General features: G+C 57.3%; 28 protein-coding genes. 7 read left to right on the top strand and 21 right to left on the bottom strand.

What is annotated here, in order from left to right:
- Positions 1–5: 5 nt before the first annotated feature.
- Positions 6–599, bottom strand: coding sequence for an LON peptidase substrate-binding domain-containing protein (locus N2M06_RS01275; protein WP_346351367.1), 594 nt, complete (start codon positions 597–599; stop codon positions 6–8).
- A gap of 199 nt (positions 600–798) precedes the next feature.
- Here N2M06_RS01275 and argS point away from each other — a divergent pair, with 199 nt between their 5' ends.
- The 5 genes from argS to rraA all read left to right on the top strand — a co-directional run bounded on the left by argS (position 799) and on the right by rraA (position 5,767).
- Positions 799–2,553: an arginine--tRNA ligase gene (gene argS, locus N2M06_RS01270; protein WP_346351366.1), complete on the top strand. Its 1,755-nt coding sequence runs from the start codon at positions 799–801 to the stop codon at positions 2,551–2,553.
- A gap of 3 nt (positions 2,554–2,556) precedes the next feature.
- Entirely contained in the window at positions 2,557–3,150 is a 594-nt protein-coding gene (locus N2M06_RS01265) for an SPOR domain-containing protein (protein WP_019934802.1), read from the top strand.
- A 149-nt stretch (positions 3,151–3,299) separates the two neighbouring features.
- Positions 3,300–3,830, top strand: a complete 531-nt coding sequence (hslV, locus tag N2M06_RS01260; RefSeq protein ID WP_346351365.1) for an ATP-dependent protease subunit HslV — start codon at positions 3,300–3,302, stop codon at positions 3,828–3,830.
- A 25-nt stretch (positions 3,831–3,855) separates the two neighbouring features.
- A complete protein-coding gene (gene hslU / locus N2M06_RS01255) occupies positions 3,856–5,184 on the top strand; it encodes an HslU--HslV peptidase ATPase subunit (protein ID WP_019934800.1) in 1,329 nt (442 codons plus the stop codon).
- 97 nt (positions 5,185–5,281) lie between these two features.
- Entirely contained in the window at positions 5,282–5,767 is a 486-nt protein-coding gene (gene rraA / locus N2M06_RS01250; RefSeq protein WP_317075618.1) for a ribonuclease E activity regulator RraA, read from the top strand.
- Positions 5,768–5,827: 60 nt separating this feature from the next.
- Here the strand turns inward: rraA and N2M06_RS01245 are convergent, their stop codons facing one another.
- The 11 genes from N2M06_RS01245 to N2M06_RS01195 form a co-directional block, all read right to left on the bottom strand.
- Positions 5,828–6,037: a cell division protein ZapB gene (locus tag N2M06_RS01245; RefSeq protein ID WP_019934798.1), complete on the bottom strand. Its 210-nt coding sequence runs from the start codon at positions 6,035–6,037 to the stop codon at positions 5,828–5,830.
- A 131-nt stretch (positions 6,038–6,168) separates the two neighbouring features.
- Positions 6,169–6,951, bottom strand: a complete 783-nt coding sequence (cysE, locus tag N2M06_RS01240; RefSeq protein WP_346351364.1) for a serine O-acetyltransferase — start codon at positions 6,949–6,951, stop codon at positions 6,169–6,171.
- A 49-nt stretch (positions 6,952–7,000) separates the two neighbouring features.
- Positions 7,001–7,879, bottom strand: a complete 879-nt coding sequence (locus N2M06_RS01235; protein WP_346351363.1) for a cation diffusion facilitator family transporter — start codon at positions 7,877–7,879, stop codon at positions 7,001–7,003.
- Positions 7,880–7,957: 78 nt separating this feature from the next.
- Positions 7,958–8,254 (bottom strand): hypothetical protein, encoded by a 297-nt coding sequence (locus N2M06_RS01230; protein ID WP_346351362.1) that lies wholly within the window; start codon positions 8,252–8,254, stop codon positions 7,958–7,960.
- Between the two features lie 92 nt (positions 8,255–8,346).
- Positions 8,347–8,823 carry a tRNA (cytidine(34)-2'-O)-methyltransferase gene (locus N2M06_RS01225; RefSeq protein WP_346351361.1) on the bottom strand — a complete coding sequence of 159 codons (477 nt, stop codon included), beginning with the start codon at positions 8,821–8,823 and terminating at the stop codon, positions 8,347–8,349.
- 3 nt (positions 8,824–8,826) lie between these two features.
- Positions 8,827–10,173, bottom strand: coding sequence for an MATE family efflux transporter DinF (gene dinF / locus N2M06_RS01220; protein ID WP_346352144.1), 1,347 nt, complete (start codon positions 10,171–10,173; stop codon positions 8,827–8,829).
- A 42-nt stretch (positions 10,174–10,215) separates the two neighbouring features.
- Positions 10,216–10,863, bottom strand: coding sequence for an SCO family protein (locus tag N2M06_RS01215; protein ID WP_346351360.1), 648 nt, complete (start codon positions 10,861–10,863; stop codon positions 10,216–10,218).
- Positions 10,856–11,752 (bottom strand): heme o synthase, encoded by an 897-nt coding sequence (cyoE, locus tag N2M06_RS01210; protein WP_346351359.1) that lies wholly within the window; start codon positions 11,750–11,752, stop codon positions 10,856–10,858. The genes N2M06_RS01215 and cyoE overlap by 8 nt, the downstream gene beginning before the upstream one ends.
- The gene (locus tag N2M06_RS01205) at positions 11,689–12,720 is read right to left on the bottom strand and encodes a COX15/CtaA family protein (protein ID WP_346351358.1); all 1,032 of its coding nucleotides are present in this window, start codon (positions 12,718–12,720) and stop codon (positions 11,689–11,691) included. The genes cyoE and N2M06_RS01205 overlap by 64 nt, the downstream gene beginning before the upstream one ends.
- Before the next feature lie 9 nt (positions 12,721–12,729).
- Positions 12,730–13,161 (bottom strand): hypothetical protein, encoded by a 432-nt coding sequence (locus N2M06_RS01200; protein WP_346351357.1) that lies wholly within the window; start codon positions 13,159–13,161, stop codon positions 12,730–12,732.
- Positions 13,151–13,828, bottom strand: a complete 678-nt coding sequence (locus tag N2M06_RS01195; protein WP_346351356.1) for an SURF1 family protein — start codon at positions 13,826–13,828, stop codon at positions 13,151–13,153. The genes N2M06_RS01200 and N2M06_RS01195 overlap by 11 nt, the downstream gene beginning before the upstream one ends.
- 30 nt (positions 13,829–13,858) lie before the next feature.
- Here N2M06_RS01195 and N2M06_RS01190 point away from each other — a divergent pair, with 30 nt between their 5' ends.
- Entirely contained in the window at positions 13,859–14,065 is a 207-nt protein-coding gene (locus tag N2M06_RS01190; RefSeq protein WP_040614565.1) for a DUF2909 family protein, read from the top strand.
- Positions 14,066–14,081: 16 nt separating this feature from the next.
- Here N2M06_RS01190 and N2M06_RS01185 read toward each other — a convergent pair whose 3' ends face one another.
- The 7 genes from N2M06_RS01185 to N2M06_RS01155 form a co-directional block, all read right to left on the bottom strand.
- Entirely contained in the window at positions 14,082–14,954 is an 873-nt protein-coding gene (locus N2M06_RS01185) for a cytochrome c oxidase subunit 3 (protein WP_346351355.1), read from the bottom strand.
- A complete protein-coding gene (locus N2M06_RS01180) occupies positions 14,932–15,483 on the bottom strand; it encodes a cytochrome c oxidase assembly protein (RefSeq protein ID WP_346351354.1) in 552 nt (183 codons plus the stop codon). The genes N2M06_RS01185 and N2M06_RS01180 overlap by 23 nt, the downstream gene beginning before the upstream one ends.
- Complete coding sequence (ctaD, locus tag N2M06_RS01175; RefSeq protein ID WP_317075693.1) at positions 15,483–17,078, bottom strand: cytochrome c oxidase subunit I; 1,596 nt, start codon at positions 17,076–17,078, stop codon at positions 15,483–15,485. The genes N2M06_RS01180 and ctaD overlap by 1 nt, the downstream gene beginning before the upstream one ends.
- A 17-nt stretch (positions 17,079–17,095) precedes the next feature.
- Complete coding sequence (gene coxB, locus N2M06_RS01170; protein ID WP_346351353.1) at positions 17,096–18,229, bottom strand: cytochrome c oxidase subunit II; 1,134 nt, start codon at positions 18,227–18,229, stop codon at positions 17,096–17,098.
- Positions 18,230–18,516: 287 nt separating this feature from the next.
- Positions 18,517–19,131, bottom strand: coding sequence for a transcriptional repressor LexA (gene lexA / locus N2M06_RS01165; RefSeq protein WP_346351352.1), 615 nt, complete (start codon positions 19,129–19,131; stop codon positions 18,517–18,519).
- A 209-nt stretch (positions 19,132–19,340) separates the two neighbouring features.
- Entirely contained in the window at positions 19,341–20,213 is an 873-nt protein-coding gene (gene ubiA / locus N2M06_RS01160; RefSeq protein WP_346351351.1) for a 4-hydroxybenzoate octaprenyltransferase, read from the bottom strand.
- Positions 20,210–20,785: a chorismate lyase gene (locus tag N2M06_RS01155; protein ID WP_346351350.1), complete on the bottom strand. Its 576-nt coding sequence runs from the start codon at positions 20,783–20,785 to the stop codon at positions 20,210–20,212. Before N2M06_RS01155 ends, ubiA begins: the two co-directional genes overlap by 4 nt.
- Before the next feature lie 91 nt (positions 20,786–20,876).
- Here N2M06_RS01155 and N2M06_RS01150 point away from each other — a divergent pair, with 91 nt between their 5' ends.
- Positions 20,877–21,278 carry a flagellar basal body-associated FliL family protein gene (locus tag N2M06_RS01150; protein ID WP_317075630.1) on the top strand — a complete coding sequence of 134 codons (402 nt, stop codon included), beginning with the start codon at positions 20,877–20,879 and terminating at the stop codon, positions 21,276–21,278.
- Here the strand turns inward: N2M06_RS01150 and glpG are convergent.
- Entirely contained in the window at positions 21,259–22,104 is an 846-nt protein-coding gene (glpG, locus tag N2M06_RS01145; protein WP_317075631.1) for a rhomboid family intramembrane serine protease GlpG, read from the bottom strand. The genes N2M06_RS01150 and glpG overlap by 20 nt on opposite strands.
- Positions 22,101–22,421 (bottom strand): thiosulfate sulfurtransferase GlpE, encoded by a 321-nt coding sequence (gene glpE / locus N2M06_RS01140; RefSeq protein ID WP_346351349.1) that lies wholly within the window; start codon positions 22,419–22,421, stop codon positions 22,101–22,103. The genes glpG and glpE overlap by 4 nt, the downstream gene beginning before the upstream one ends.
- Positions 22,422–22,457 lie beyond the last annotated feature (36 nt).

Genomic DNA, 22,457 nt, shown 5'->3' with positions numbered 1-22,457 from the left:
GCACTTTAGTGCTGCTGATCAGGACGGGCGTCGTCGGGGCGGATCATGGATAACAGAAAGGTCAGGGCCCGGCGGCAGCTGGGTTCACCCATCAGCATTTGAGTGTAATCATTCTTGATGGGCAGCACTTCCAGCCAGCGCTGAGTGATCCAGGCGGCGTCCTGCCAGCGTGGATCAGGGTGCAGCTCCGCCAGCTCCGGATATTCCTCAAACACTTCCTGCAGCTTGTCGGACAAAATCTGCTCCACCGGCGACAATGCACAGGAGCGCCAGTTATCCAGCAGCTCTACCTCTGCCTGCAACAGACCATCCTGCTCTTCTGCCAGCTCGCGAATACGAAAGCGCTCTGTGGCTTCCACGGTAATGCCTAGCATGCCATCTTCCAGGGTATAGAAATCCACAATTTTCACTCTGGCACCCAGCATATAAAGATCGCCCTTGCCGGTATCATCGGGGTCTTCCAGCATGCCGATGCCAAAGCCACGGTCATCCTTTTCTGCCTCGGCGATCATGCGCACATATCTCGGCTCAAAAATCCGCAGGGGCACTCTGCCTTCGGGTAATAAGTGCAGGGTAAGAGGAAGTAATGCCAGTTTCATGGACGACTCCTTGGTTACTTACCGGAATATAAAGCAGTAAACACCTTTTTTCTTGTCTCTAAAATGACCTGTGCATGAAATACCGGCTTTCACTCAAACGCCTGTCGCCCCGGCAAGGTAGTTTTTGACGCCCATAATGAGTAGAATTTACGCCCCTCGGGTTTTGCTCGACCTTGTCTCAAACTTTGGTGAACTGATAATGAAAGAACATATTCAAGCGCTGCTTGAGCAGACGGTCTCTACTCTCAAACAACAGGGCAAGCTGCCTGCCGAGCTGGAGCCACGCATCCAGGTAGACCGCACCAAAGACAAGGCCCATGGCGATCTGGCCACCAACCTGGCGCTGTTGCTGGCCAAACCGGCCAAACAGAACCCCCGCGCCCTGGCCCAGCTGCTGGTCGACAACCTGCCCGCTTCAGAGCTGGTCGCCAAAACCGAGCTGGCCGGCCCCGGCTTTATCAATTTCTTTCTCGACAGCAACTGGCTGGCTGGCCAGATAGACGCCATGGTGGCTGATGAACGTGCCAATGTGCCCGCAGCCGAGCAGCCGCAAACCGTGGTGGTGGATTATTCAGCCCCCAACGTGGCCAAGGAAATGCACGTGGGCCATCTGCGCTCTACCATTATCGGTGACGCCGTGGTGCGCACTCTGGAATTTCTTGGCCATAAAGTGATTCGCGCCAATCACATTGGTGACTGGGGCACCCAGTTCGGCATGCTGATTGCCTATCTGGAAAAGCTGGAGCAGGAAAACCCGGACGTGCTGTCTTCCGGTCTGTCTGATCTGGAGCAATTTTACCGGGAATCCAAACAGCAATATGACAACGATGCTGACTTTGCCGAGCGCGCCCGCAACTATGTGGTGAAGCTGCAGGGTGGCGATGAATACTGCCTGAACATGTGGCAAAAGCTGGTAGACGTGACCCTGAAGCACAACCAGGAAGTATACGACCGCCTGGGTGTATCATTGACCCCCGCCAATGTGATGGGCGAAAGCATGTATAACCCCATGCTCAACGACATTGTTGCCGATCTGCAGCAACAAGGCCTGGCGGTGGAAGACGAAGGTGCTCTGGTGGTGTACCTCGACGAGTACAAGAACAAAGACGGCGACCCCATGGGCGTGATAGTACGCAAGAAGGACGGCGGTTTCCTTTACACCACCACCGACATTGCCTGTGCCAAGTACCGCTATGAGCAGCTGGGTGCCGATCGTGCCCTGTATTTTATCGACTCCCGTCAGCACCAGCATCTGATGCAGGCCTGGACCATAGTGCGCAAGGCCGGCTACATTCCCGATTCCATGAGCCTGGAGCACCACGCTTTTGGCATGATGCTGGGCAAGGACGGTCGTCCGTTCAAGACCCGCTCCGGCGGCACCATCAAGCTGGTAGATTTGCTGGATGAGGCAGAAGAGCGCGCCGCCGCCCTGCTGGAGCAGAAAAACACCGATCTCAGCGCCGAAGAAAAAGCTCAGGTTGCCAGCCGGGTAGCCATGGCGGCGGTGAAATATGCCGATCTGTCCAAGAGCCGCACCACCGACTACATCTTTGACTGGGACAACATGCTGTCGTTTGAGGGCAATACCGCTCCCTACCTGCAATATGCCTACACCCGGGTGCAGTCCATCTTCCGCAAGGCCGGCGTCAGTGCCGATGCGCTGACCGGTAACGTCATCATTGACGCTCCGGCAGAAGAAGCTCTGGCCCAGAAGCTGGTGCAGTTCAACGATACCGTCAAGTCGGTGGCCGACAAGGGCATGCCACACCTGCTGTGCCTCTACCTGTATGAGCTGTCCGGTGCCTTTATGAGCTTCTACGAAGCCTGCCCCATCAATAAGGAGGGCGTGCCGGCCGAGGCCCGGGCCAGCCGTCTGCGCCTGTGCGCCGCCACCGCCAAGGTACTGCAACAGGGCCTGTCCCTGCTGGGCATCGATACTCTGGAGCGGATGTAAGCCATGGCCAGGGATTATGTTCGCCGCAGCCCGCCCAAGAAAAAGGGCGGTAATAGCAAGCGCACCGGCAACAGCCGTGGTCGTGCGCCAGAGCGCAGTATTCCCTGGCTGGCCATTATATTTGCTCTGATATTGCTGGGGGGAATGGGCTACATCATTTTTCTGATTAAAGGCTCTGCCGGCACCTCACCGTCAGCCACGCCGGCTGCCACTCAGCAACCACCGCAGGCTCCGGCCAAAAAGGTGGATCCCATCGATCAAAAACCAGTAGAAAAATGGCGCTACATAGAGCAACTGGAAAACAAGGAAATCGTGGTCAGCCCGGCTAAACCCGCAGAAGCACGTAAAAAGCCCGAAGCGGCACCAGACAAAATCTATTACATGCAGTGCGGATCATTCCGCTCTTCTGCTCAGGCTGAGCAGCTCAAGGCCCGCATTGCTTTTCAGGGTCTCAGCTCGGAAGTCAAACGCAGCGAGGGCAGCAATGGTGTCTGGTACCGGGTGGTGATGGGTCCCTATGAGAGCAAGCGCAAGGCCGACCAGGCCAAGCATAAAATGAGCAGCATCAACACCGGCTGCATACTGCTGCAGGGCTAATCATAGTCGCGGTCTCGCAGCGACCTGCCTGAAACAACTTCAACCCAAGAGTGCGCCTGCAGGGTTGAAGTTTTTCCTGCCCGCCCCCATCTTCGTGAACATGACATTCTCGCCGGTCCGGCCGGCAACACCGTCAAGTGAGGTTCACAGTGACAACAATCGTTTCAGTTCGCCGTAACGGCAAGGTAGTTATCGGTGGCGACGGCCAGGTTTCTCTTGGTAATACCGTAATGAAAGGCAACGCCCGCAAGGTACACCGGCTGCACAACGGCAAGGTACTGGCCGGTTTTGCCGGTGGCACCGCCGACGCCTTTACCCTGCTGGAACGCTTTGAGGCCAAGCTGCAGGCTCACCAGGGCAATCTGGAGCGTGCTGCCGTGGCATTGGCCAAAGACTGGCGGACCGACCGCGCTCTGCGCCGGCTGGAAGCCCTGCTGGCGGTCGCTGACGACAAGCACTCCTTTATCATTACCGGTAACGGCGACGTGGTACAGCCCGAGCAGGATCTGATCGCTATCGGCTCCGGCGGCCCCTACGCTCAGTCGGCGGCACGCGCCCTGCTGGAAAATACCGATATGGATGCCCGCGACATAGTGGAAAAAGCACTCTCCATTGCCGGCGATGTGTGCGTGTACACCAACGGCAACCAGACTATTGAAGAACTCGACTACGGCCAGTAACGGTCCATTGCAACAGGATTGAATTATGTCTGAAATGACCCCGAGAGAAATTGTTCACGAGCTGGACCGTTTTATTGTTGGCCAGAGTGAAGCCAAACGCGCCGTAGCCATTGCCCTGCGCAACCGCTGGCGTCGTATGCAGCTTGAGCCCGAACTGCGCCAGGAAGTGACTCCCAAAAACATTCTGATGATAGGCCCTACCGGCGTGGGCAAAACCGAAATTGCCCGCCGTCTGGCCAAACTGGCCAATGCGCCCTTTATCAAGGTAGAAGCGACCAAGTTCACCGAAGTTGGCTATGTAGGTAAAGAAGTAGACTCTATTATTCGCGATCTGACCGATATCGCCATGAAGATGGTGCGCGAACAACAGGTAGAAAAACACCGCCATCGTGCCGAAGAAGCGGCCGAAGAACGGGTGCTTGATGCCCTGCTGCCCAACCCCCGCAACACCTGGGGTGAAGAAGAAAAGGCCGACAACAGCGGCAGCCGCCAGCTGTTCCGCAAAAAACTGCGGGAAGGCCAGCTCGATGACAAGGAAATTGAAATCAATGTAGCTGCACCGCAGATGGGGGTGGAGATCATGGCTCCTCCCGGCATGGAAGAAATGACCAACCAGCTGCAGGGCATGTTCCAGAATCTGGCAGGCAACACCAGCAAACAGCGCAAAATGAAGATAAAAGAAGCCTTCAAGCTGCTGGTGGAAGAAGAAGCCGCCAAGCTGGTGAATCCGGAAGAGCTGAAAGAGCAGGCCATTCATGCAGTGGAAAACCACGGCATCGTCTTTATCGATGAGTTCGACAAAATCTGTAAACGTGGCGAAAGCTCGGGCCCGGATGTATCCCGCGAAGGCGTACAGCGCGATTTACTGCCACTGATTGAAGGCAGCAGCGTGAACACCAAGCACGGTATGGTACGTACTGACCACATGCTGTTTATCGCTTCCGGTGCCTTTCAGGTTGCCCGCCCGTCGGATTTGATCCCCGAGCTGCAGGGTCGTCTGCCCATTCGGGTTGAGCTGAGCTCACTCACCGCAGAAGACTTTGAGCGTATTCTTACCGAGCCCAGTGCTTCACTCACCGAGCAGTACAAGGCACTGCTGGCCACCGAAAATGTAAACGTCGAATTCACCGACGATGGCATTCGTCGTCTGGCCGACGCCGCCTGGCGGGTGAACGAAACCACCGAAAATATCGGTGCCCGCCGGCTGCATACCGTGATGGAACGCCTGCTGGATGAGCTTTCATTTGAAGCTTCAGACAAATCCGGTGAAACCATTACCGTAGATGCGGACTATGTAGATCGTTATTTGAAGAATCTGGTGGAAGACGAAGATCTGAGCCGCTTTATTCTCTGATATCTGCTGTTTACGGGAGCGGTCACATCATTGTGATTGAAAACCGCTCCCGCCTCTTTATACTGAGGTTATCTTGTCTTCAGGCGTGGCAGAATCCATGGAATACAATACTTCTGAACTGTGTGATACCTACATTGATATGGTCGATGTGGTTGAACCCATGTTTTCCACTTTTGGCGGACGTAACTCTTTTGGCGGTCTGGTGTCGACCGTCAAATGCTTTGAGTCTAACGGTTTAATCCTTGAGACAGTAAAGCAGAACGGTGTGGGCCGTGTATTGCTGATCGACGGTGGCGGCTCGCTGCGTCGTGCATTGATCGATGCGGACATTGCTGAAACAGCAGCAGAAAATGGCTGGGAAGGGATTGTCTGCTATGGCTGCGTACGTGAGGTGGATGCGCTGGAAGAAACCGATATCGGCATTCAGGCACTGGCGTCCATTCCGGTGAGCGCCGACGATAACAACATGGGTGAGCTGGATGTGCCGGTCAACTTTGGCGGCGTGACCTTTTTACCGGAAGATCATCTCTACGCCGACACCACAGGTATTATTCTCTCGCCGGAAGCCCTCGATATCGAGTAATACTGTTCTGATGATAAAACGCCGGCTTTAAGCCGGCGTTTTTACAGAAAACAGCGGTTATCAGACGCTTTCTTCTACCTGGTCAATTTTGCCCAGCAGTGCCTGCAGGCGCTCTTGCCAGGCTTGCTGCTGCTGACGCAGCTGCTGGTTTTCGTCGCCCAGCTTGCCGTTCTGCTCTTTCAGCTCGTCCACTTCCATCTGCAGCAAAGAAATGGTATCCACCGCCGTCTGGATTTTGGCTTCCAGCTTTTCCAGTACATCAAAAGACATGTTCTAACCCCTGTAATTCACGTTTACCGGCCATCGGGCCACACACCGTCGAGCATACCTTGGCCTCAGGATGACAACAAGATGCCATATGAAGCACAAGCGCAATTGGCGCAAAAATCTGCCTGTTGGCGTCAGATATTCTGACTCATATCAAAAGAAGGCTTGTCTGAACCGGGCCGGCCTACCACCCTGGCCGGCACACCGGCTACCGTGGTGTGAGCAGGAACCGGATCCAGCACTACACTGCCGGCACCAATTTTGGCCCCTTTACCCACTTCAATGTTGCCCAGAATTTTGGCACCAGCACCTATCATCACTCCTTCACGGATTTTAGGGTGGCGATCACCGCCTTCCTTGCCGGTCCCCCCCAGGGTCACACTTTGCAAAATGGATACATCGTTCTCGATAACGGCGGTTTCGCCCACCACTATGCCGGTGGCATGGTCAAACATTATGCCTTTGCCAATGCGTGCCGCCGGATGCACATCCACGCCAAACACCACCGAGATCTGGTTTTGCAGATAGGTGGCCAGCGCCCGCCGGTTGTGATGCCACAGCCAGTTGGCAATGCGGTAGCCCTGCAGGGCATGAAAGCCCTTCAGATACAGCAGCGGGGTGGAGAACAGATCCACAGCCGGGTCCCGCTCCTGCACCGCGCAGATATCGGCAGCCACCGTATCCAGAATGGCGGGCTCTTCATCCAGCGCGTCCTCAATAATTTCCCGCAAACAAATGGCCGGCATCACGTTGCTGTCCAGCTTGTTGGCCAGAATAAAGCTCAGGGAGCATTTAAGGGTGTCGTGGTTCAGAATGGTGGAGTGAAAAAAGCTGCCGAGCATGGGCTCTTCCGCAATCATGCGTTTGGCTTCTTCACGAATGCGCAGCCAGGTTCTGGATTGAATGCCGTCTTCCATGGGTAAAACCTTGTTTTTAAAATGTATGTTCACTTACCTTCGGGTCGGGTCACGAAGGCACTACCGACACAGGATCCATGTGGATAATGATGTCGGCGTCGGGAAACAAGCCGCGAAGTTTGCCCTCGGCCTGGTCGGCAATGCCGTGAGCTTGCACCAGGGGAAGCTGGTCATCCAGCTCCAGGTGCAGCTGAATAAACCGGGTGCGGCCCGAGCGCCGGGTGCGCAGATCATGCAGCCCGCGCACGCCTGCCACGGCCAGACAGCAGTCCATAATGCGCTTTTGCTCTTCATCGGGCAACCGTCTGTCGAGCAACATTTGAGCAGAGTCGTACCCTATTTTCAGAGCACCATACAAAATATGGCCACCAATCAGCACCGCAAACAGAGCATCGGCCCAGTGCCAGCCAAGCCAGGACAATATAATGGCCGCCAACACGGCCACATTCAGCAAAATGTCGGCACGGTAATGTAATTGATCGGCCTTGATGGCCAAAGACTGGGTGCGGCGAATCACATATTGCTGAAACGCAATCAACGCCAGGGTTAATCCCAGGGAAAACAGCATAACCCAGATACCGGCTTCCGGCCGCTCTACTATCTGAGTATTCAGCAGCCGGGAAATACCGTTAATGATAAGGAATACCGCCGAGCCGCTGATAAAGGCAGACTGGGCCAGCCCCGCCAGAGACTCTGCCTTGCCATGGCCAAAGCGATGATCTTCATCCGGCGGCACCAGAGCGTAGCGAATGGCCATCAGGTTTACCAGAGAGGCACTGATATCCAGCAGGGAGTCGGTAAGGGAAGCCAGCATACTGGCGGAGCCGGTATAGAACCAGGCGCCCAGCTTGGCGATAATTAAAAGTCCGGCAACCAGGGTAGCCGCCATGGCTGCCGTGGTTACCAGACGGGAATAAGTCTGAGTCATGAACCGGCTGATAAATACGTTTGCGTTATTATAACGCCGGCCGGATTATCGTCAGGAGATTTCGACCAAAGTACGAGATCAGGCGAGATCACACATCAGCTCTTCCAGCTCATCACGACTGTCTTCCATCAAATGATACAGCTCAAAGGCATCATGAGCCGACAGTGACAGGCAAACCGGTGCGCCGGCCACATCTTCACAGATAACCACCATGCCCCGCTCGCCCCGGCGAAACAGCACATGGTCAAAGTCCACTATGAAGTGTTGCTGTCGTTCAGCTACCTCCACTTCCAGCTCACCACCGGGGTGCAATACCATACTGGCTTTCGCCGAATGCGCATCTGTCAGGACATAGCTGCACTTTCTGATCAACATGACCTTTATCCTCCACTGGTTGCTGGCGTCTGCGACCAAGTGTAGGCCAGATTGCTCAATAAACAACCAGGAAGAATGAATATTATTTCTGTTTACTGTTCGGCACTGACTGCTCCGGCAAACCCCTGCTGCCGCCAGGCTTCATAGCTGATCACCGCCACCGCGTTGGACAGGTTCAGACTGCGGCTGCCGGGCTGCATGGGAATGCGAATACGACAGCCGGGCTCAATGCTGGCCAGCACCTCATCGGGCAGGCCCCGGGTCTCTGGTCCAAACAACAGCACATCACCGGGCTGATAACTTGCCTCATGATGATGACGGCTGCCCCTGGTGGTACAGGCAAAAATGCGCCGGCCGGCCATGGCCTGCACAAAGGCGGCATGGTCTTTGTGCAGGGTGATTTGGCCATAATCGGTGTAATCCAGCCCGGCCCGGCGCAGTCGTTTCTCATCCAGGCTGAACCCCAGCGGCTCTATCAAGTGTAAGCGGCAGCCGTTATTGCGCACCAGGCGCATAATATTGCCGGTATTGGGTGCAATCTCCGGCTCATACAGAGCAATTTCAAACATGCATTATCTCTTTGCGGGCAGCCCGTCGGGCACAAAAGCACGGCGCTGGTCCAGCTGCCGCCAGGCCCAGCCCAGGGTCAGGCCCCGGGCCGCCATAAAACACAACATGGCCAGCCAGAGGGCATGATTACCCAGACTCTGGCTCAGCCACCACACCGGAAAGAATACCCCCAAAGTGGATACCAGCATCATATTGCGCATGGCCCGGCCCTGAGTAGCACCAATAAAAATACCGTCCAGCACAAAACACCAGCAGGACACCAGCGGCATGGCCACCAGCCAGGGTAAAAAACCATAGGCCTGCTGCTGCACCGGTTCAATGCTGGTGATCTGATCAACCAGTGTTTTTCCCGCCAGCCAGAACACCAGAGTAAACAGCATCGCCACCAAAGCGCCCCAGATCAGGTTAAGGCCGCAGGCCAGCCGAAAGTGCCGCCGGCTGCCCCGGCCAATGGCCTTGCCCACCATGGCTTCTGCCGCATAGGCAAAACCGTCCATGCCGTAGGAGATAAACATCAGAAAATTCATCAGCACCGCATTGACGGCCACCACGGCATCGCCCAGCCGGGCCCCCTGAAAGGTCATAAACACAAAGGTCAGCTGCAGGCAGAGCGCACGAATAAAGATATCCCGGTTCAGCCCCAGCAACCGGCGAAAGGCATCGCCGCTAAGGGTATTTCGCCAGAAGCCGGGATCCGGCACAGTGCCGCGTCGCTTGAGAGTGCGCCACACCAGCCAGGCACCCAGCGCCATGGCGGCATAGTCCGCCAGCACAGAGGCGGCAGCAGCTCCTTTTACCTGCCAGCCCAGCCCCACCACAAACCAGATATCCAGTACTATATTGGCCCCGTTACCCAGGATCAGCAGCCACATGGGCGCTCTGGCATTCTGGTTGCCCAGCAGCCAGCCCAGCAGCACCAGATTGGTGAGCGCCGCCGGTGCACTCCAGATGCGCACACTCACATATTGCCGGCCATAGGTTTCTACCTCGGCGCTGGCACCCGCCAGCCGAAAGGCCAGCTCGATAATGGGAACCTGCAGCAGTAACAGCCCCAGCGCCAACGCCCAGGCCAGCACCAGCGCCCGCACCAGCACGCCCAGCAGCTCCTGCTCCCGGCGGGCACCAAAGGCCTGAGCAGTAAGCCCAGTGGTAGACATGCGTAAAAAGCCCAGCAGAAAAAACAGCAGGCTGATAATGGCCGCACCCACGGCCACGCCACCCAGATAATACGCCTGCGCCAGATGGCCGATAACCACTGTATCAACCAGCCCCAGCAGAGGGACGGTAATATTGGACAGCACCATGGGCATGGCCAGGGCAAACACCTGGCCATGCCGGCGGACACTCATCAAGGAAGTCGTCAAGAAAAGCTCGTTATTACACAGTAAGGATCAGTCGGGCCAGCGATTTACAATACGCTCAAAGTCCTGCAGCAGCAGCTGGCCATCCACCAGCGGAATGCCGCTGCCTTCATCAAATACCGGGCGGAACGAGGCATGCAGCTCACCCTTGGGGTTAACCAGAGACACAGAGGCGGAGTGATCCACCAGATAGTCTTGTTCGCCACGCTCGTGCACGCCATAAATCAACCCCAGCTGCTGTACCGCCGGCATCAGCTTATCGTGTTCGGCAGTGGCAGCGATAAATGCCGAATTAAAATGGGCGGTATAGGCTTTGAGTCGCTCCGGCGTATCCCGCTCGGGATCCGCCGACACAAACACCACCTGAGCCTTGTCACTTAATTGCATCAGCTCGGGGTAGATGCGGGACAGATCCGACAGGGTAGTCGGGCAGATATCCGGACAAAAGGTATAGCCCACAAACACCAGGCTCCAGTGATCCTGCAACTGAGCTTCGGTAAAAGGCTGACCTTCGGCGTCGGTCAGCGCAATATTGCTCAGGGGCCGGGGCTCGGGGTATACCACTACGGCTTCTGTCAGGGTATTGGCCCGGTTGTTATACCAGGCAATGCCGCTCAGCGTGCCTGCCACCAGCAGGGTCAGCGCCAGTAACCAAATCAGCTTGTTTGTGTTAGCCATAGTCTATCCAGTGATCCGCCAGAATAAGAACAAACAGCCACATCAGGTGACTGATTGAAAAGCGGAAACATTGTAATGCGGTTTGCGGCCCGGGTCTAAACTTGAGCCGCCAGGCCCACTGCATAAAGCGCAGATTCAGCACCAGCGAACCCAGCAGATAGGCCGGCCCCGACATGCCCACCACCCAGGGCAGCAGACATACCAGGGTCAGCAGCAGGGTATAGAGCAGCACACAGGTTTTGGTGAACTCAATGCCGTGAGTGACCGGCAACATGGGAATATCGGCCTTGGCATAATCGTCCCGCCGGTGAATGGCCAAGGCCCAGAAGTGCGGCGGCGTCCAGGTAAAGATAATCATCACCAGCAACAACGCATAACCGTGAAACTCACCACTGACCGCCGTCCAGCCCAGCAGTGGCGGCATGGCCCCCGCCAGACCGCCAATCACAATATTTTGCGGCGTGGCCCGCTTCAGCCAGACCGTATACACCACCGCATAACCCAGTAAGGAGGCCAGGGTCAGCCAGGCGGTGAGCGCATTAACAAACAACAGTAATATGATCAGACCGATGGCCGAGAGCGCCAGCGCAAACGCCAGTGCCCTGGGCGTGGCTACCCTGCCTTGCGCCACTGGTCTGTGATGAGTGCGCGCCATTTTAATGTCGATGCGCCGGTCCAGCACATGATTAATGGCCGCCGCTCCGCCCGCCATCAAACCAATGCCTGCCGTTGCCGCCACCAGCGTCTGCACCGACGGCAGCACCTCGGTCAGAAACATGCCCACCACGGCGGTCAGCAAAATAAGCGCCACCACCCTGGGTTTGGTCAGTGCGAAATAGTCCTGCCAGATGTGTGACCGGCTGGTGAAAATTGCCAGGCTTCTTGCCATTTTTCCTCCCCAAAGCGCCCCTGGCGCTCTCCCGTTCCGGTTAAAATCAACAGCAATACGGCAGCACCGCCGTTATGAGCCACCGCTACCCACAACGGCAGGTGCAGTACCACATTGGCCACGCCCAGCGCCAGCTGCAGCAGCACCATCAGCCCCAGCGCCAGCCCCCAGAGGCGCAAGCCGGGATGACGACCAAGCTGCCGGGCCAGGGCCAGCAACAGCACGGCGGTGACCATGGCCCACAGCCGGTGAGCGGCATGAATGGTGGCCCGCTCCAGCTGGCTGAGCACGCCATACTGGTAGGTTTCTGCGGGCATGCCATGAGGATGAAAGGCACTCCACTGCCACTGGCTCAGCCAGTCGCCCTGACATACCGGCAGCTCGGTGCAGGCCAGAGCGGCATAGTTGGCCGCCGTCCAGCCACCAAGGGCAATCTGCAGCACCAGCGCCGCCAGCGCCAGCCGGAACAATCCGCTCACGCCCTGCATCTTTGGCTGGGGTCCCTTGTACGCTCCCTGCCGGCACCATAGCCAGAACAACAATGCCAGTATGGTAAAGCCGCCCAGCAAATGCCCCATCACCACAAAGGGCATTAAATTCAGGGTCACCGTCAGCATGCCCAGGGTCGCCTGCCCCAACACCAGCGCCAGCAACAAAAAGGCGGGCAGCCGGTAACGGCGGTTGGCAGGTCTGAGCGACACCAGCGCCATCACTAAAATGGTCAGCCCCAGAGTGCCGGCGGCATAGCGGTGGATCATTTCATTGCGCGCTTTGGTCACTTCCAGCGGCGCATCGGGAAAGCGCTCGGCGGCCAGGGCATGTTCACCGGCACTGGCGGGTACATAATTGAAGCCGTAGCAGCCGGGCCAGTCGGGGCAGCCCAGGCCGGCATCGGTGAGCCGGGTAAAGGCTCCCAGCAGCACCACCACCAGGGTCAGCACAAAGGCAAAGCCACATAATGCACGCATGCAGCCTCCTTATCCGGCCCGGGAATATTTCAGCAGGCGGCGCAGGTCTTCCAGCAGTGCCTTGCCGGTATGGCGGTTCTGTTCTGCGCTCTTGTCCATGGGGTAGCGCATCACCAGCAACCCCGGCGGATCGGCAATATAGACAAAGCCAGCCTCCAGCAATTCATCAGCGGGCTGCTCGGTCACCATCACCCTGCCCTCGTTGCGGCCCAGCGCCAGATCCAGATTATGCAGCAGGCTTTTGGCCGGTGCGCAGTAGTCACAGGGCTCGTCGGTTACCAGCACCAGCCGCCACTGGCCGGCGGCACTGATATTGCCGTTAACCCATTCACCGTGGCCGGCCACACCGGGCGTGAACCAGCCTTTGGCCAGCACCAGCCAGGCCAGCAGCGGAGGAAGTAAAAACACGGCCACCAGGGCCAATACCGGTTTATGTTTCATAAGGCCTCCGATACCACCATATAGCCGCCAGCCAGATGGCTGCGGTCATGGCAAACCATTGCACCGCATAGCCAAGGTGTTTTTCCGGCCCCATCACTACCGGCTGCCACTGGCCGGCGTCCATATCGGTTTTCAGCACCATGGGCAGCACCGGCTGGCCCCAGTGTGCGGCCAGCAACACAGGATCCAGACTGACTACCCGGCGGGACTCTGTAGGGGCATCACCACCAAAACTCAGCGGTGGCTGCCAGGGACGCACCAGCACACCACTGAGTTGCACCGGGCCATCATCAAGGGCGGGAGTAACAGGCAATTGGTCACGATCGGCGCTGGCCGGCCACCAGCCGGTGTCTACCGCCAGCAGCCCCAGCGCGGTTTGCAGCGGCAAAATACGGCGATAACCGGGCTGGCCATTTTCAATCTGGTTATCCAGAAACAGCTCGCCGCCCGCAAGAAATACACCACCGGCCTGCAGCTCGTAACCAAAGGGCTGCTCCATGGTCAGGGCCTCTTTCAGCTCCAGCTGAATGCCGCTGCGCTGCTGCCACTGCTCCAGCAGCACGCGCTTTTCATCGGCCCGGGACAGCTGCCAGATGCCCATGAATACCATCAGCCCGGAGATGGCTGCGGTTAATACCAGTAATCCGCCGCGTTTTCCTATACTCAAGGCTCACATCCTTTTGTTACGCCCGTATATATGCTTCTTAAACTACTGATAATATTATTGTTGTTATTAATGATCGGTAACCTGATGCTGGGCCTGAAAGCCATGCTCAGCCACCGGGATCCGGCGCTGATGGCCCGCTACATCGGCCGCCGGCTCTGGTGTGCCGGGCTTGTTCTGCTGCTGCTGATCATCGCGCTGGCCACCGGTGTGCTGAGCACCAAGCCAACGCCATTTTAAGCACCGTTTGAAACACTTATAAAATATAGACAAAGACAAACAGGCACAGCCAGACCACATCCACAAAATGCCAGTACCAGCTGCTGGCCTGAAAGCCGAAATGCTGGGCCGGCGTAAAATGCCCCTTGTTGACCCTGAGCCACATAATAAACAGCATTATGGTGCCCAGAGTAACGTGAGCACCGTGAAAACCGGTCAGCAGAAAAAAGGTATTGCCATAAATGCCCGAGTCGAGCCGCAGCCCCAGATCCTGATAGGCATGCACGTATTCCCACACCTGCAGGCCGAGAAACAACACCCCCAGCGTCACAGTGGCACCCAGCCAGGCCTTGAGCCGGCTGCGTTGCTGCTGCAACAGGGCCAGGTGCGCGGCATGCACGGTGACCGATGAGGTCAGCAGTATCATGGTATTGATCAGCGGCAGCCCCAGCCAGCCCATGGCGGTGGTTTCCATGCCGCCGGGAGTGGTCAGCAGCGGCCATACCGGCTGAAAATCGGGCCACAGCACCTGGTGGGTCATGGCATTGTTGCCGGCCCCGCCCAGCCAGGGCACCGACAGCACACGGGCATAGAAGAGCGCACCAAAAAAGGCACCAAAGAACATGATTTCCGAGAAAATAAACCAGGTCATGCCCTGGCGAAAGGATCTGTCCATCTGCTCGCTGTAGAGGCCCTGATGAGACTCACTGATCACATTGGAAAACCAGCCGAACAGCATTATGGTCATCACCAGGGTGCCGGCGGCAAACACCACAGGGCCGGCAATGCCCCACAAACCTGCCGACCAGAGCCCGGCCCCGGCCGCCAGCAAAAACAGGCCCAGAGCGCCGGTCAGCGGCCAGGGGCTTTGCGCCGGTACATAATATTTATCCGTTTTGACCGCCATCATTGCCTCCTTGTACAGCCACCTGCTCGCTGATGTCGTAAAGGGTGTAAGACAGGGTAAACACCTCTATGTCGGCGGGCAGGGCTTCATCCACATAAAAGGTCATGGGCATTACCGCAGTGGCCCGGCCATCCAGCGGTTGCTCCTGAAAGCAAAAGCACTCTGTCTTGCGCAAATAGGCTGCCGCCCGCCCCGGTGACACCGATGGAATGGCCCGCAGCACCTGGCCGCTGATGCCCGGATTGGTGACGGTAAAGTCCACCCTGTGCATCTCGCCCGGATGCACGCTCAGGCGCTGCACCGAGGGCGTGAACTCCCCTCTCAGGCCGGCACTCTGGTAGGTGATAAATTCCACCGTAATTTGTCTGTGCTCACTCACACCCTTTGCTGCCGCCGCGGCGATATTGTCGGTTTTACCGTTAAGCCCGGTAATGTCACAGAAGACGTCATACAAGGGCACCAGCGCAAAGCCAAAGCCAAACATGGCCACGGCCAGCAGCCCCAGTTGTCCGGCTTTTTTAGCGATGCTCATTATTTCACCTCGGGGGGCGTATCAAAGGTGTGATAGGGCGCCGGTGACGGCACTGTCCATTCCAGCCCTTCGGCACCCTCCCAGGGGCTGGCCTCAGCCTTGGCACCACCGCGAATACATTTGATCACCACCGCCAGCAGCAACAGCTGCGACAGACCAAAAGCAAAGCCCCCTATGCTGACTAGGGCGTTAATATCGGCAAACTGCAGCGAGTAGTCGGGAATGCGCCGGGGCATGCCACCCAGCCCCAGAAAATGCATGGGAAAGAACAACACATTCACCGACACCACTGAGCACCAGAAATGCCACTTGGCCAGCCGTTCATCAAACATATGGCCGGTCCATTTGGGCAGCCAGTAATACACGGCCGCCAGCACCGAAAAAATGGCCCCGGTTACCAGCACATAGTGAAAATGCGCCACCACAAAATAGGTGTCGTGATACTGAAAGTCCGCCGGTGTAATGGCTAGCATCAGGCCGCTGAAGCCACCGATGGTAAACAGCACAATAAAGGCCAGGGCAAACAGCATGGGCACTTCAAAACTGATGGAGCCCCGCCACATGGTGGCCACCCAGTTGAACACCTTGACCCCGGTGGGCACCGAGATCAGCATGGTGCAGTACATAAAGAACAGCTCCGCCGCCACCGGCATGCCCACGGTAAACATATGGTGGGCCCACACCAGAAAACTGAGGCCGGCAATGGAGGCGGTGGCATACACCATGGAGGCATAACCGAACAGCCGCTTGCGGCTGAAGGCGGGAATGATGGCCGAGATAATGCCAAAGCTCGGCAATATCATGATGTAGACCTCGGGGTGACCAAAGAACCAGAAAATATGCTGAAACAGCACAGGATCCCCGCCCCCGGCGGCTTCAAAAAAGCTGGTGCCGAAGTATTTGTCGGTCAGCACCATGGTGGCAGCCCCCGCCAGCACCGGCATCACCGCAATCAGCAGAAAGGCGGTAATAAACCAGGTCCAGCAGAACATGGGCAGCTTCATCCAGGTCATGCCCGGCGCTCGCAGGTTCCAGATGGTCACAATGACGTTAATGGCCCCCATAATGGAACTGATGCCCATAATATGAATGGCAAACACAAACAGCGCTGTGCTGTCGGGGCCATAGGTGGTAGACAGGGGCGCGTAGAAGGTCCAGCCGAAGTTGGGGCCGCCGCCGGGCACAAACAGGGAGCCCAGCATCAGCACAAAGGCAAAGGGCAGAATCCAGAAGCTCCAGTTGTTCATGCGCGGCAGTGCCATGTCGGGCGCGCCTATCATCATGGGAATCATCCAGTTGGCCAGCCCCACAAAAGACGGCATGACGGCACCGAAGATCATCACCAGGCCGTGCATGGTGGTCATCTGGTTAAAGAAGTTGGGCTCCACCAGCTGCAGCCCGGGCTGAAACAGCTCGGCCCGGATTACCATGGCCATGGCCCCGCCCACAAAGAACATGGTGAGGCTGAACAGCAGATACATGGTGCCAATGTCTTTGTGGTTGGTGGTAAACAGCCAGCGGCCTATGCCCCTGGCGGGGCCGTGATGATGTTCATCACCAGTGAGGTGAATGTCGGCGGTTTCCGTGCGATCCATCTGTGTCATGCTGCCCCCTATTGTCCCTGCCGGGCCTGATCAATGTCTTTGGGCTGCACCAAGTCACCGGTGTTGTTGCCCCAGGCGTTACGCTCATAGGTGATGACCGCTGCCAGCTCTTTCAGCGTCAGCTGTTTGTCAAAGCTCTGCATGGCGGTACCGGCCTTGCCGTACAGCACTATATCTATATGGGCGGCGCGGTCGTTCAGCACCAGCTCACTGCCTTTGAGCGCCGGAAACACACCGGGCAGGCCGGTGCCGCCGGGCTGATGACAGGCGGCGCAGGCTTTCTGATATACCTGTTCACCCAGGGTCATCAATTCTTCCATGCTCATTTCCATGCCCAGCAGATCCTGTTCGGCAGCTTTAGCCTCGGCCTGCTCGGTTTTCAGCTGAGCCAGCCAACCGTCAAACTCTTCCGGCGCGCGGGCATCAACGACGATAGGCATAAAGCCGTGATCCTTGCCGCACAGCTCGGCGCACTGACCGCGATAAAGGCCGGGCTCATTGATGCGGGTCCAGGCTTCATTAATAAAACCGGGCACGGCGTCCTTTTTTACCGCAAAAGCAGGCATCCACCAGGAGTGGATTACGTCGTCGGAGGTGATCAGAAAACGCACCTTGCGATCCGTGGGCAGCACCAGGGGCTGATCCACTTCCAGTAGGTAATTTTCGCCCTTGTTGATTTGCCCCTGAATCTGCTCGGGCATGGTGGCCAGCAGGCTGTAGAACTCGACGCCTTCATTAAAATATTTGTAGTGCCATTTCCATTGGGAGCCGGTGATCTGGACGGTGAGATCCGACTCGGAGGCGTCTTCCATGGCCACCAGGGTTTTGGTGGCGGGTACTGCCATGGCGATAAGAATAACGAAGGGAATAAGGGTCCAGAGAATTTCGACCCTGGTGCTTTCGTGAAACTGGGCCGCCTGAGCCCCTTTGGATTTGCGATGATGAATCATGGCCCAGAACATAATGCCGAACACCACCAGACCAATAACGGCACAAATGGCCAGAATGGTCATGTGCAGCCCGTATACCTGCTGGCTGATATCGGTGACCCCTTCGGTCATGTTAAGGCGTGTTTGCGCTTGTGCAGGCATAACGGCCAGTAATGGCCACAGCAGCAGAATAGGCTTCACGTGCACCCCCAATCATTTCATCCTGTAAACCGGAGTACTCGGCGGTTTTACCCAAATGACTACATGCTTCCATTCGGTGTTTTAAGTAAAGCAGCAGTTAAGGAAATGTAAAATGTAAAAGCGGAGATTGGGGATTGGGGATTGGGGATTGGGGATTGGGGATTGGGGATTGGGGATTGGGGATTGGGGATTGGGGATTGGGGATTGGGGATTGGGGATTGGGGATTGGGGATTGGGGATTGGGGATTGGGGATTGGCAGGCCATGATGAGACAGCGGCCTGCCGAATCAAGAAGCGGCTCAGAAGTCGCCGTTGCGAATCACGCCTACGGCCAGGCCTTCAATAATCAGTTCCTGAGTGCGCAGATCTACTTCAATGGGTGAGAGCTCTTCGTTTTCAGGCAGCAGGTTGACCTTGTTGCCCTTGCGCTGAAAGCGCTTTACCGTGACTTCGTCGTCGAGGCGGGCGACCACTACCTGACCGTTGCGGGCTTCCTGCACCTTGTGCACCGCCAGCAGATCGCCGTCCATAATGCCGATGTTTTTCATGCTCATGCCCTGCACCCGCAGCAGAAAGTCGGCCGACGGATGAAACAGGCCCGGGTCGAGCTGATAGTGGCTTTCTATGTGTTGCTGCGCCAGTATGGGTTCGCCGGCGGCCACCCGGCCAATCAGCGGCAGGCCCGGCTCTTGCTCTGCTTCTTCACCGGCGAGACGAATGCCCCGTGACGTGCCGGGCATCATTTCAATCACGCCCTTTTTGGCCAGGGCCTTGAGGTGTTCTTCGGCGGCATTGGCAGACTTGAACCCCAGCACCTTGGCAATTTCCACCCGGGTGGGTGGCATGCCGGTTTGCTGAATATGATCCTTGATGATGTCCAGCACCTGAGACTGGCGGGGAGTTAGGGCTTTCATGATGAGACCTGTCTGTTTATACAGTTAACTGTCAGTATATCCAGTAATCAGCACAGAGCAAGCCCCGCAGTGCGAAGCGGCAGTGCGGTTCCACTCCGCCGACACGCTACAAGACCTCCATGTAACGCTCGAAAATGCCATCCATGGCGTTTTATGGTCGGCTACGGCAAGCCCTACTGCCACTTCGAGCAAGATCAAAGCCGCTTTATTTACCACAGCGCCAGCACCAGGCCGGCGAAGATGGCCATGCCGGCGTGGTTGTTGTTAAGAAAGGCGCGAAAGCAGGGCATGCGCTCCCGGTCGCGGATCAGCCGTTGCTGATACACAAACAGGCCGGCGGCCACCAGCAAGCCCCAGTAGAAGGGCGCGCCCAGTTCAAAGGTCCGGCCGGCGGCAACCAGCAGAAAAAGGGTGGCCAGCTGCAGCAGGCCCACTATGAGCTTGTCGTGCCGGCCAAATAGAATGGCGGTGGATTTAACGCCAATTTTGAGGTCGTCGTCTCTGTCTACCATGGCATACATGGTGTCGTAGGCAATGGTCCAGGTGAGGTTGGCGGCAAACAGCAACCAGAGCCCGGCAGGCAGTTCATTGCTGGCGGCGGCAAAGGCCATGGGAATGGCCCATGAAAAAGCAATGCCCAGAAACAGCTGAGGCAGATGGGTGTAGCGCTTCATAAAGGGATAGAGCGCCGCCCAGAACAAGCCGGCAAATGCCAGACCAATGGTAAACAGGTTGGTGGTGAGCACCAGCACAAAAGAAATGCCCACCAGCAGGGCAAAAAAGCTCAGGGCCTGGCGCTCGGTCAGTTCACCGGAGGGCAGCGGCCGGGCATGGGTGCGTTTTACATGACCGTCGATATGCCGGTCGGCATAGTCGTTGATCACACAGCCGGCAGAGCGCATGGAAAACACACCGGCCACAAATACCACCAGCAGCCAGAGTGAGGGCATGCCTTCGGCGGCTATCCACAGTGCCCACAGGGTGGGCCACAGCAGCAGCAGGGTGCCAATGGGCTTGTCGAGACGGGCCAGCGCCATATAGGCGCGCCAGCGCGGACGGGAAGGAGACGTCAGGGTGGTCATACTAAATCCTGATAAGGGGCCGAATTCGGCAAAAACAGTTCGGTGACCAGCACGCTGGCTTTGCCGGTGCTGAGGGCAGAGCGACGGGCCCAGGGCATGATGGCCGGCTCGGTGGCGGCCAGCCCCGCATGTGCAGCCAGCTGCTGATATTGGGTTGGGGTCAGGCCGGCCAGTTCAAAGGGAGTGCGGGTCAGATCCGGCGCTTTAAACATCAGCTCGCCCAGCGCCTTGCTGCCCAGACCGGACAAGGCCGGCAGCGCTGCCTGAGTGGCCGGAGAATACAGCGAGGTGGCATAGACCCAGGGAAGATTATCGCAGCACAGCAGCACTTCCCGGCAGTAGCCTTGTCCGGCCTGCAGCCATTCGGCCTGCGCCGGCATCAGCGGCCTTAATACGCCATCGGCCAGCACTTTTACATGAAACTGTGCACAATGACGCCGCAACCGGCGGGTCAGCGAGCCCGGCTCATGCAGCCAGCTTTGCAGCGCCGGTAATGCCGGTGGCAACTGGCCCCAGTGCCACTCACTGTCTATGCTGGGCGTCGTGTTTGTTTCTTGGAATAACAAAGACATAAAAACTCATCGGGTCCTGCCTGGCCGTTTAACTTGACCGCACCGGCAAAAGTTTAAACAATGCCCGCTCGATTCCTTATCGGAGACTCATATGTTTCGGTTTGCTGCCTTTTACCTGCTGCTGGCCGCCTCGGCCACCCTCAGTGCACAGGAACAACCGGCGGAGCCCACCGGGCCAATATATTACACCATGACGCCGGACATTATTACCAACTACCAGAACTCCGAGCAAAACCTGGGCTATGTGAGAGTGGCAGTGGATTTGATGCTGGAGCGGCCGGAGCAGCTGCCGCTGGTGGAGAATAATATGCCGCTGCTGCGGGATGCCCTCAATGATCTGCTGGCAGAGAAAAACCGGCAGGAAATACGCTCCCTGCCGGCCCGCACCGAGCTTGCCAACGAAGGCCGGCAACGGCTGAATGAGCTGCTGCTGAAAGAAACCGGCGAGACTCCGGTGCGGCGAGTGCTGTTTACTACCTTTCTCTACCAGTAAGAGTGCGTCTGTTATCCAGCCAGGCCTGCAGCAGGCCAATCACGGCACCGCCCAGGTGAGCCATATTGGCCACCGGAGTGCCGAGCATATCGGCAAAGCCCAGCACCAGCCAGACAACCATAAACACCGCCATGCCATCGGGCAGGCCAATGCCTCTGGCAGGGTTAAGCCGGCCACTGAGCCACACATAGGCCAGCAGGGCATATACCACTCCCGACAGTCCGCCAAAGCGGGGGCCGCTTTCCCAGAACTGCAGCACATTGGGCAATACGGCTGCCACCAGCAGCAGAGTAAGCAGCTTGCCACTGCCCAGCCGGCGTTCCACCATGCCGCCCAGATACCACCACCAGAACAGGTTAAACACCAGATGCATCAGGGAAAAATGCATCAGCGCCGGCGTAAAGCCGCGCCAGAACTGGGCTCCGAGCAGGTCACTCAGCTGAGCGGGAAAAGACAGCACGCCAAACATGGGCAAACCCAGCCAGCTCAGGCCATAAATGGCCAGGCAGGCCAGTAATACCAGCAAATTAACCGGTCCAGTCTGGCGCAGCACATCACCGAGCAGACCCCGCTGCGGGCCATCGGCAAAGTGCACCTGGCTGTCTCCCCGCTTCCAGGACGCTTCCTGATAGCGCGGATGCAGTGGCTCGGCCAGAAAGCGTTTTACTTCCCGGTGCGCCTCTTCATAGCGGGTTTCATCCACCAGCCAGATATGCACATTGCCGCTGTCGTCCTGGGTCAGCTCACAATGCAGACCGGCTTCGCCCAGATAATCCACAAAGGCCTGCGCCCGGCGCGGATCATCCAGCACCAGCAGCGCTTTCACGAGGCTTCAACCACGGCCTGACTACGCCGCCAGGCTTCAAAGCCGCCATCCAGGCTATACACTTCTTCAAAGCCCTGATTAATCAGGTACTGAGCGGCCCCCTGGCTGCTGATGCCGTGATAGCACATCACTATCACCGGGGTCTCGTAATCTACCTCGTTGGTAAAGCTCACCAGGCTGTCATTGGTCAGGTGAAAAGCACCCTCGGCATGGGCCACAGCAAACGACTGGGGATCACGAATATCCACCAGCCGGGCCCGGCCTTCGCTCAGCATGGTGTGCGCTTCATCCACCGAGATGTGGGCAAACTGTTCCATAAATTCCTCCTCAAGAATACGACGGCCAGTGTACCC

It is taken from the genome of Oceanimonas sp. AH20CE76 (assembly GCF_039654065.1).
GTDB lineage: Bacteria > Pseudomonadota > Gammaproteobacteria > Enterobacterales > Aeromonadaceae > Oceanimonas > Oceanimonas smirnovii.
Note: the sequence above shows the minus strand (reverse complement) of the source record. Positions and strands in the feature narration are given on the sequence as shown.

Coding starts and splice junctions, on each gene's coding strand:
- N2M06_RS01275 (WP_346351367.1), bottom strand. CDS start 599: ATGAAACTGGCATTACTTCCTCTTACCCTGCACTTATTACCCGAAGGC.
- argS (WP_346351366.1), top strand. CDS start 799: ATGAAAGAACATATTCAAGCGCTGCTTGAGCAGACGGTCTCTACTCTC.
- N2M06_RS01265 (WP_019934802.1), top strand. CDS start 2,557: ATGGCCAGGGATTATGTTCGCCGCAGCCCGCCCAAGAAAAAGGGCGGT.
- hslU (WP_019934800.1), top strand. CDS start 3,856: ATGTCTGAAATGACCCCGAGAGAAATTGTTCACGAGCTGGACCGTTTT.
- rraA (WP_317075618.1), top strand. CDS start 5,282: ATGGAATACAATACTTCTGAACTGTGTGATACCTACATTGATATGGTC.
- N2M06_RS01245 (WP_019934798.1), bottom strand. CDS start 6,037: ATGTCTTTTGATGTACTGGAAAAGCTGGAAGCCAAAATCCAGACGGCG.
- cysE (WP_346351364.1), bottom strand. CDS start 6,951: ATGGAAGACGGCATTCAATCCAGAACCTGGCTGCGCATTCGTGAAGAA.
- N2M06_RS01235 (WP_346351363.1), bottom strand. CDS start 7,879: ATGACTCAGACTTATTCCCGTCTGGTAACCACGGCAGCCATGGCGGCT.
- N2M06_RS01230 (WP_346351362.1), bottom strand. CDS start 8,254: ATGTTGATCAGAAAGTGCAGCTATGTCCTGACAGATGCGCATTCGGCG.
- N2M06_RS01225 (WP_346351361.1), bottom strand. CDS start 8,823: ATGTTTGAAATTGCTCTGTATGAGCCGGAGATTGCACCCAATACCGGC.
- dinF (WP_346352144.1), bottom strand. CDS start 10,173: ATGAGTGTCCGCCGGCATGGCCAGGTGTTTGCCCTGGCCATGCCCATG.
- N2M06_RS01215 (WP_346351360.1), bottom strand. CDS start 10,863: ATGGCTAACACAAACAAGCTGATTTGGTTACTGGCGCTGACCCTGCTG.
- cyoE (WP_346351359.1), bottom strand. CDS start 11,752: ATGGCAAGAAGCCTGGCAATTTTCACCAGCCGGTCACACATCTGGCAG.
- N2M06_RS01205 (WP_346351358.1), bottom strand. CDS start 12,720: ATGCGTGCATTATGTGGCTTTGCCTTTGTGCTGACCCTGGTGGTGGTG.
- N2M06_RS01200 (WP_346351357.1), bottom strand. CDS start 13,161: ATGAAACATAAACCGGTATTGGCCCTGGTGGCCGTGTTTTTACTTCCT.
- N2M06_RS01190 (WP_040614565.1), top strand. CDS start 13,859: ATGCTTCTTAAACTACTGATAATATTATTGTTGTTATTAATGATCGGT.
- N2M06_RS01185 (WP_346351355.1), bottom strand. CDS start 14,954: ATGATGGCGGTCAAAACGGATAAATATTATGTACCGGCGCAAAGCCCC.
- N2M06_RS01180 (WP_346351354.1), bottom strand. CDS start 15,483: ATGAGCATCGCTAAAAAAGCCGGACAACTGGGGCTGCTGGCCGTGGCC.
- ctaD (WP_317075693.1), bottom strand. CDS start 17,078: ATGGATCGCACGGAAACCGCCGACATTCACCTCACTGGTGATGAACAT.
- lexA (WP_346351352.1), bottom strand. CDS start 19,131: ATGAAAGCCCTAACTCCCCGCCAGTCTCAGGTGCTGGACATCATCAAG.
- ubiA (WP_346351351.1), bottom strand. CDS start 20,213: ATGACCACCCTGACGTCTCCTTCCCGTCCGCGCTGGCGCGCCTATATG.
- N2M06_RS01155 (WP_346351350.1), bottom strand. CDS start 20,785: ATGTCTTTGTTATTCCAAGAAACAAACACGACGCCCAGCATAGACAGT.
- N2M06_RS01150 (WP_317075630.1), top strand. CDS start 20,877: ATGTTTCGGTTTGCTGCCTTTTACCTGCTGCTGGCCGCCTCGGCCACC.
- glpE (WP_346351349.1), bottom strand. CDS start 22,421: ATGGAACAGTTTGCCCACATCTCGGTGGATGAAGCGCACACCATGCTG.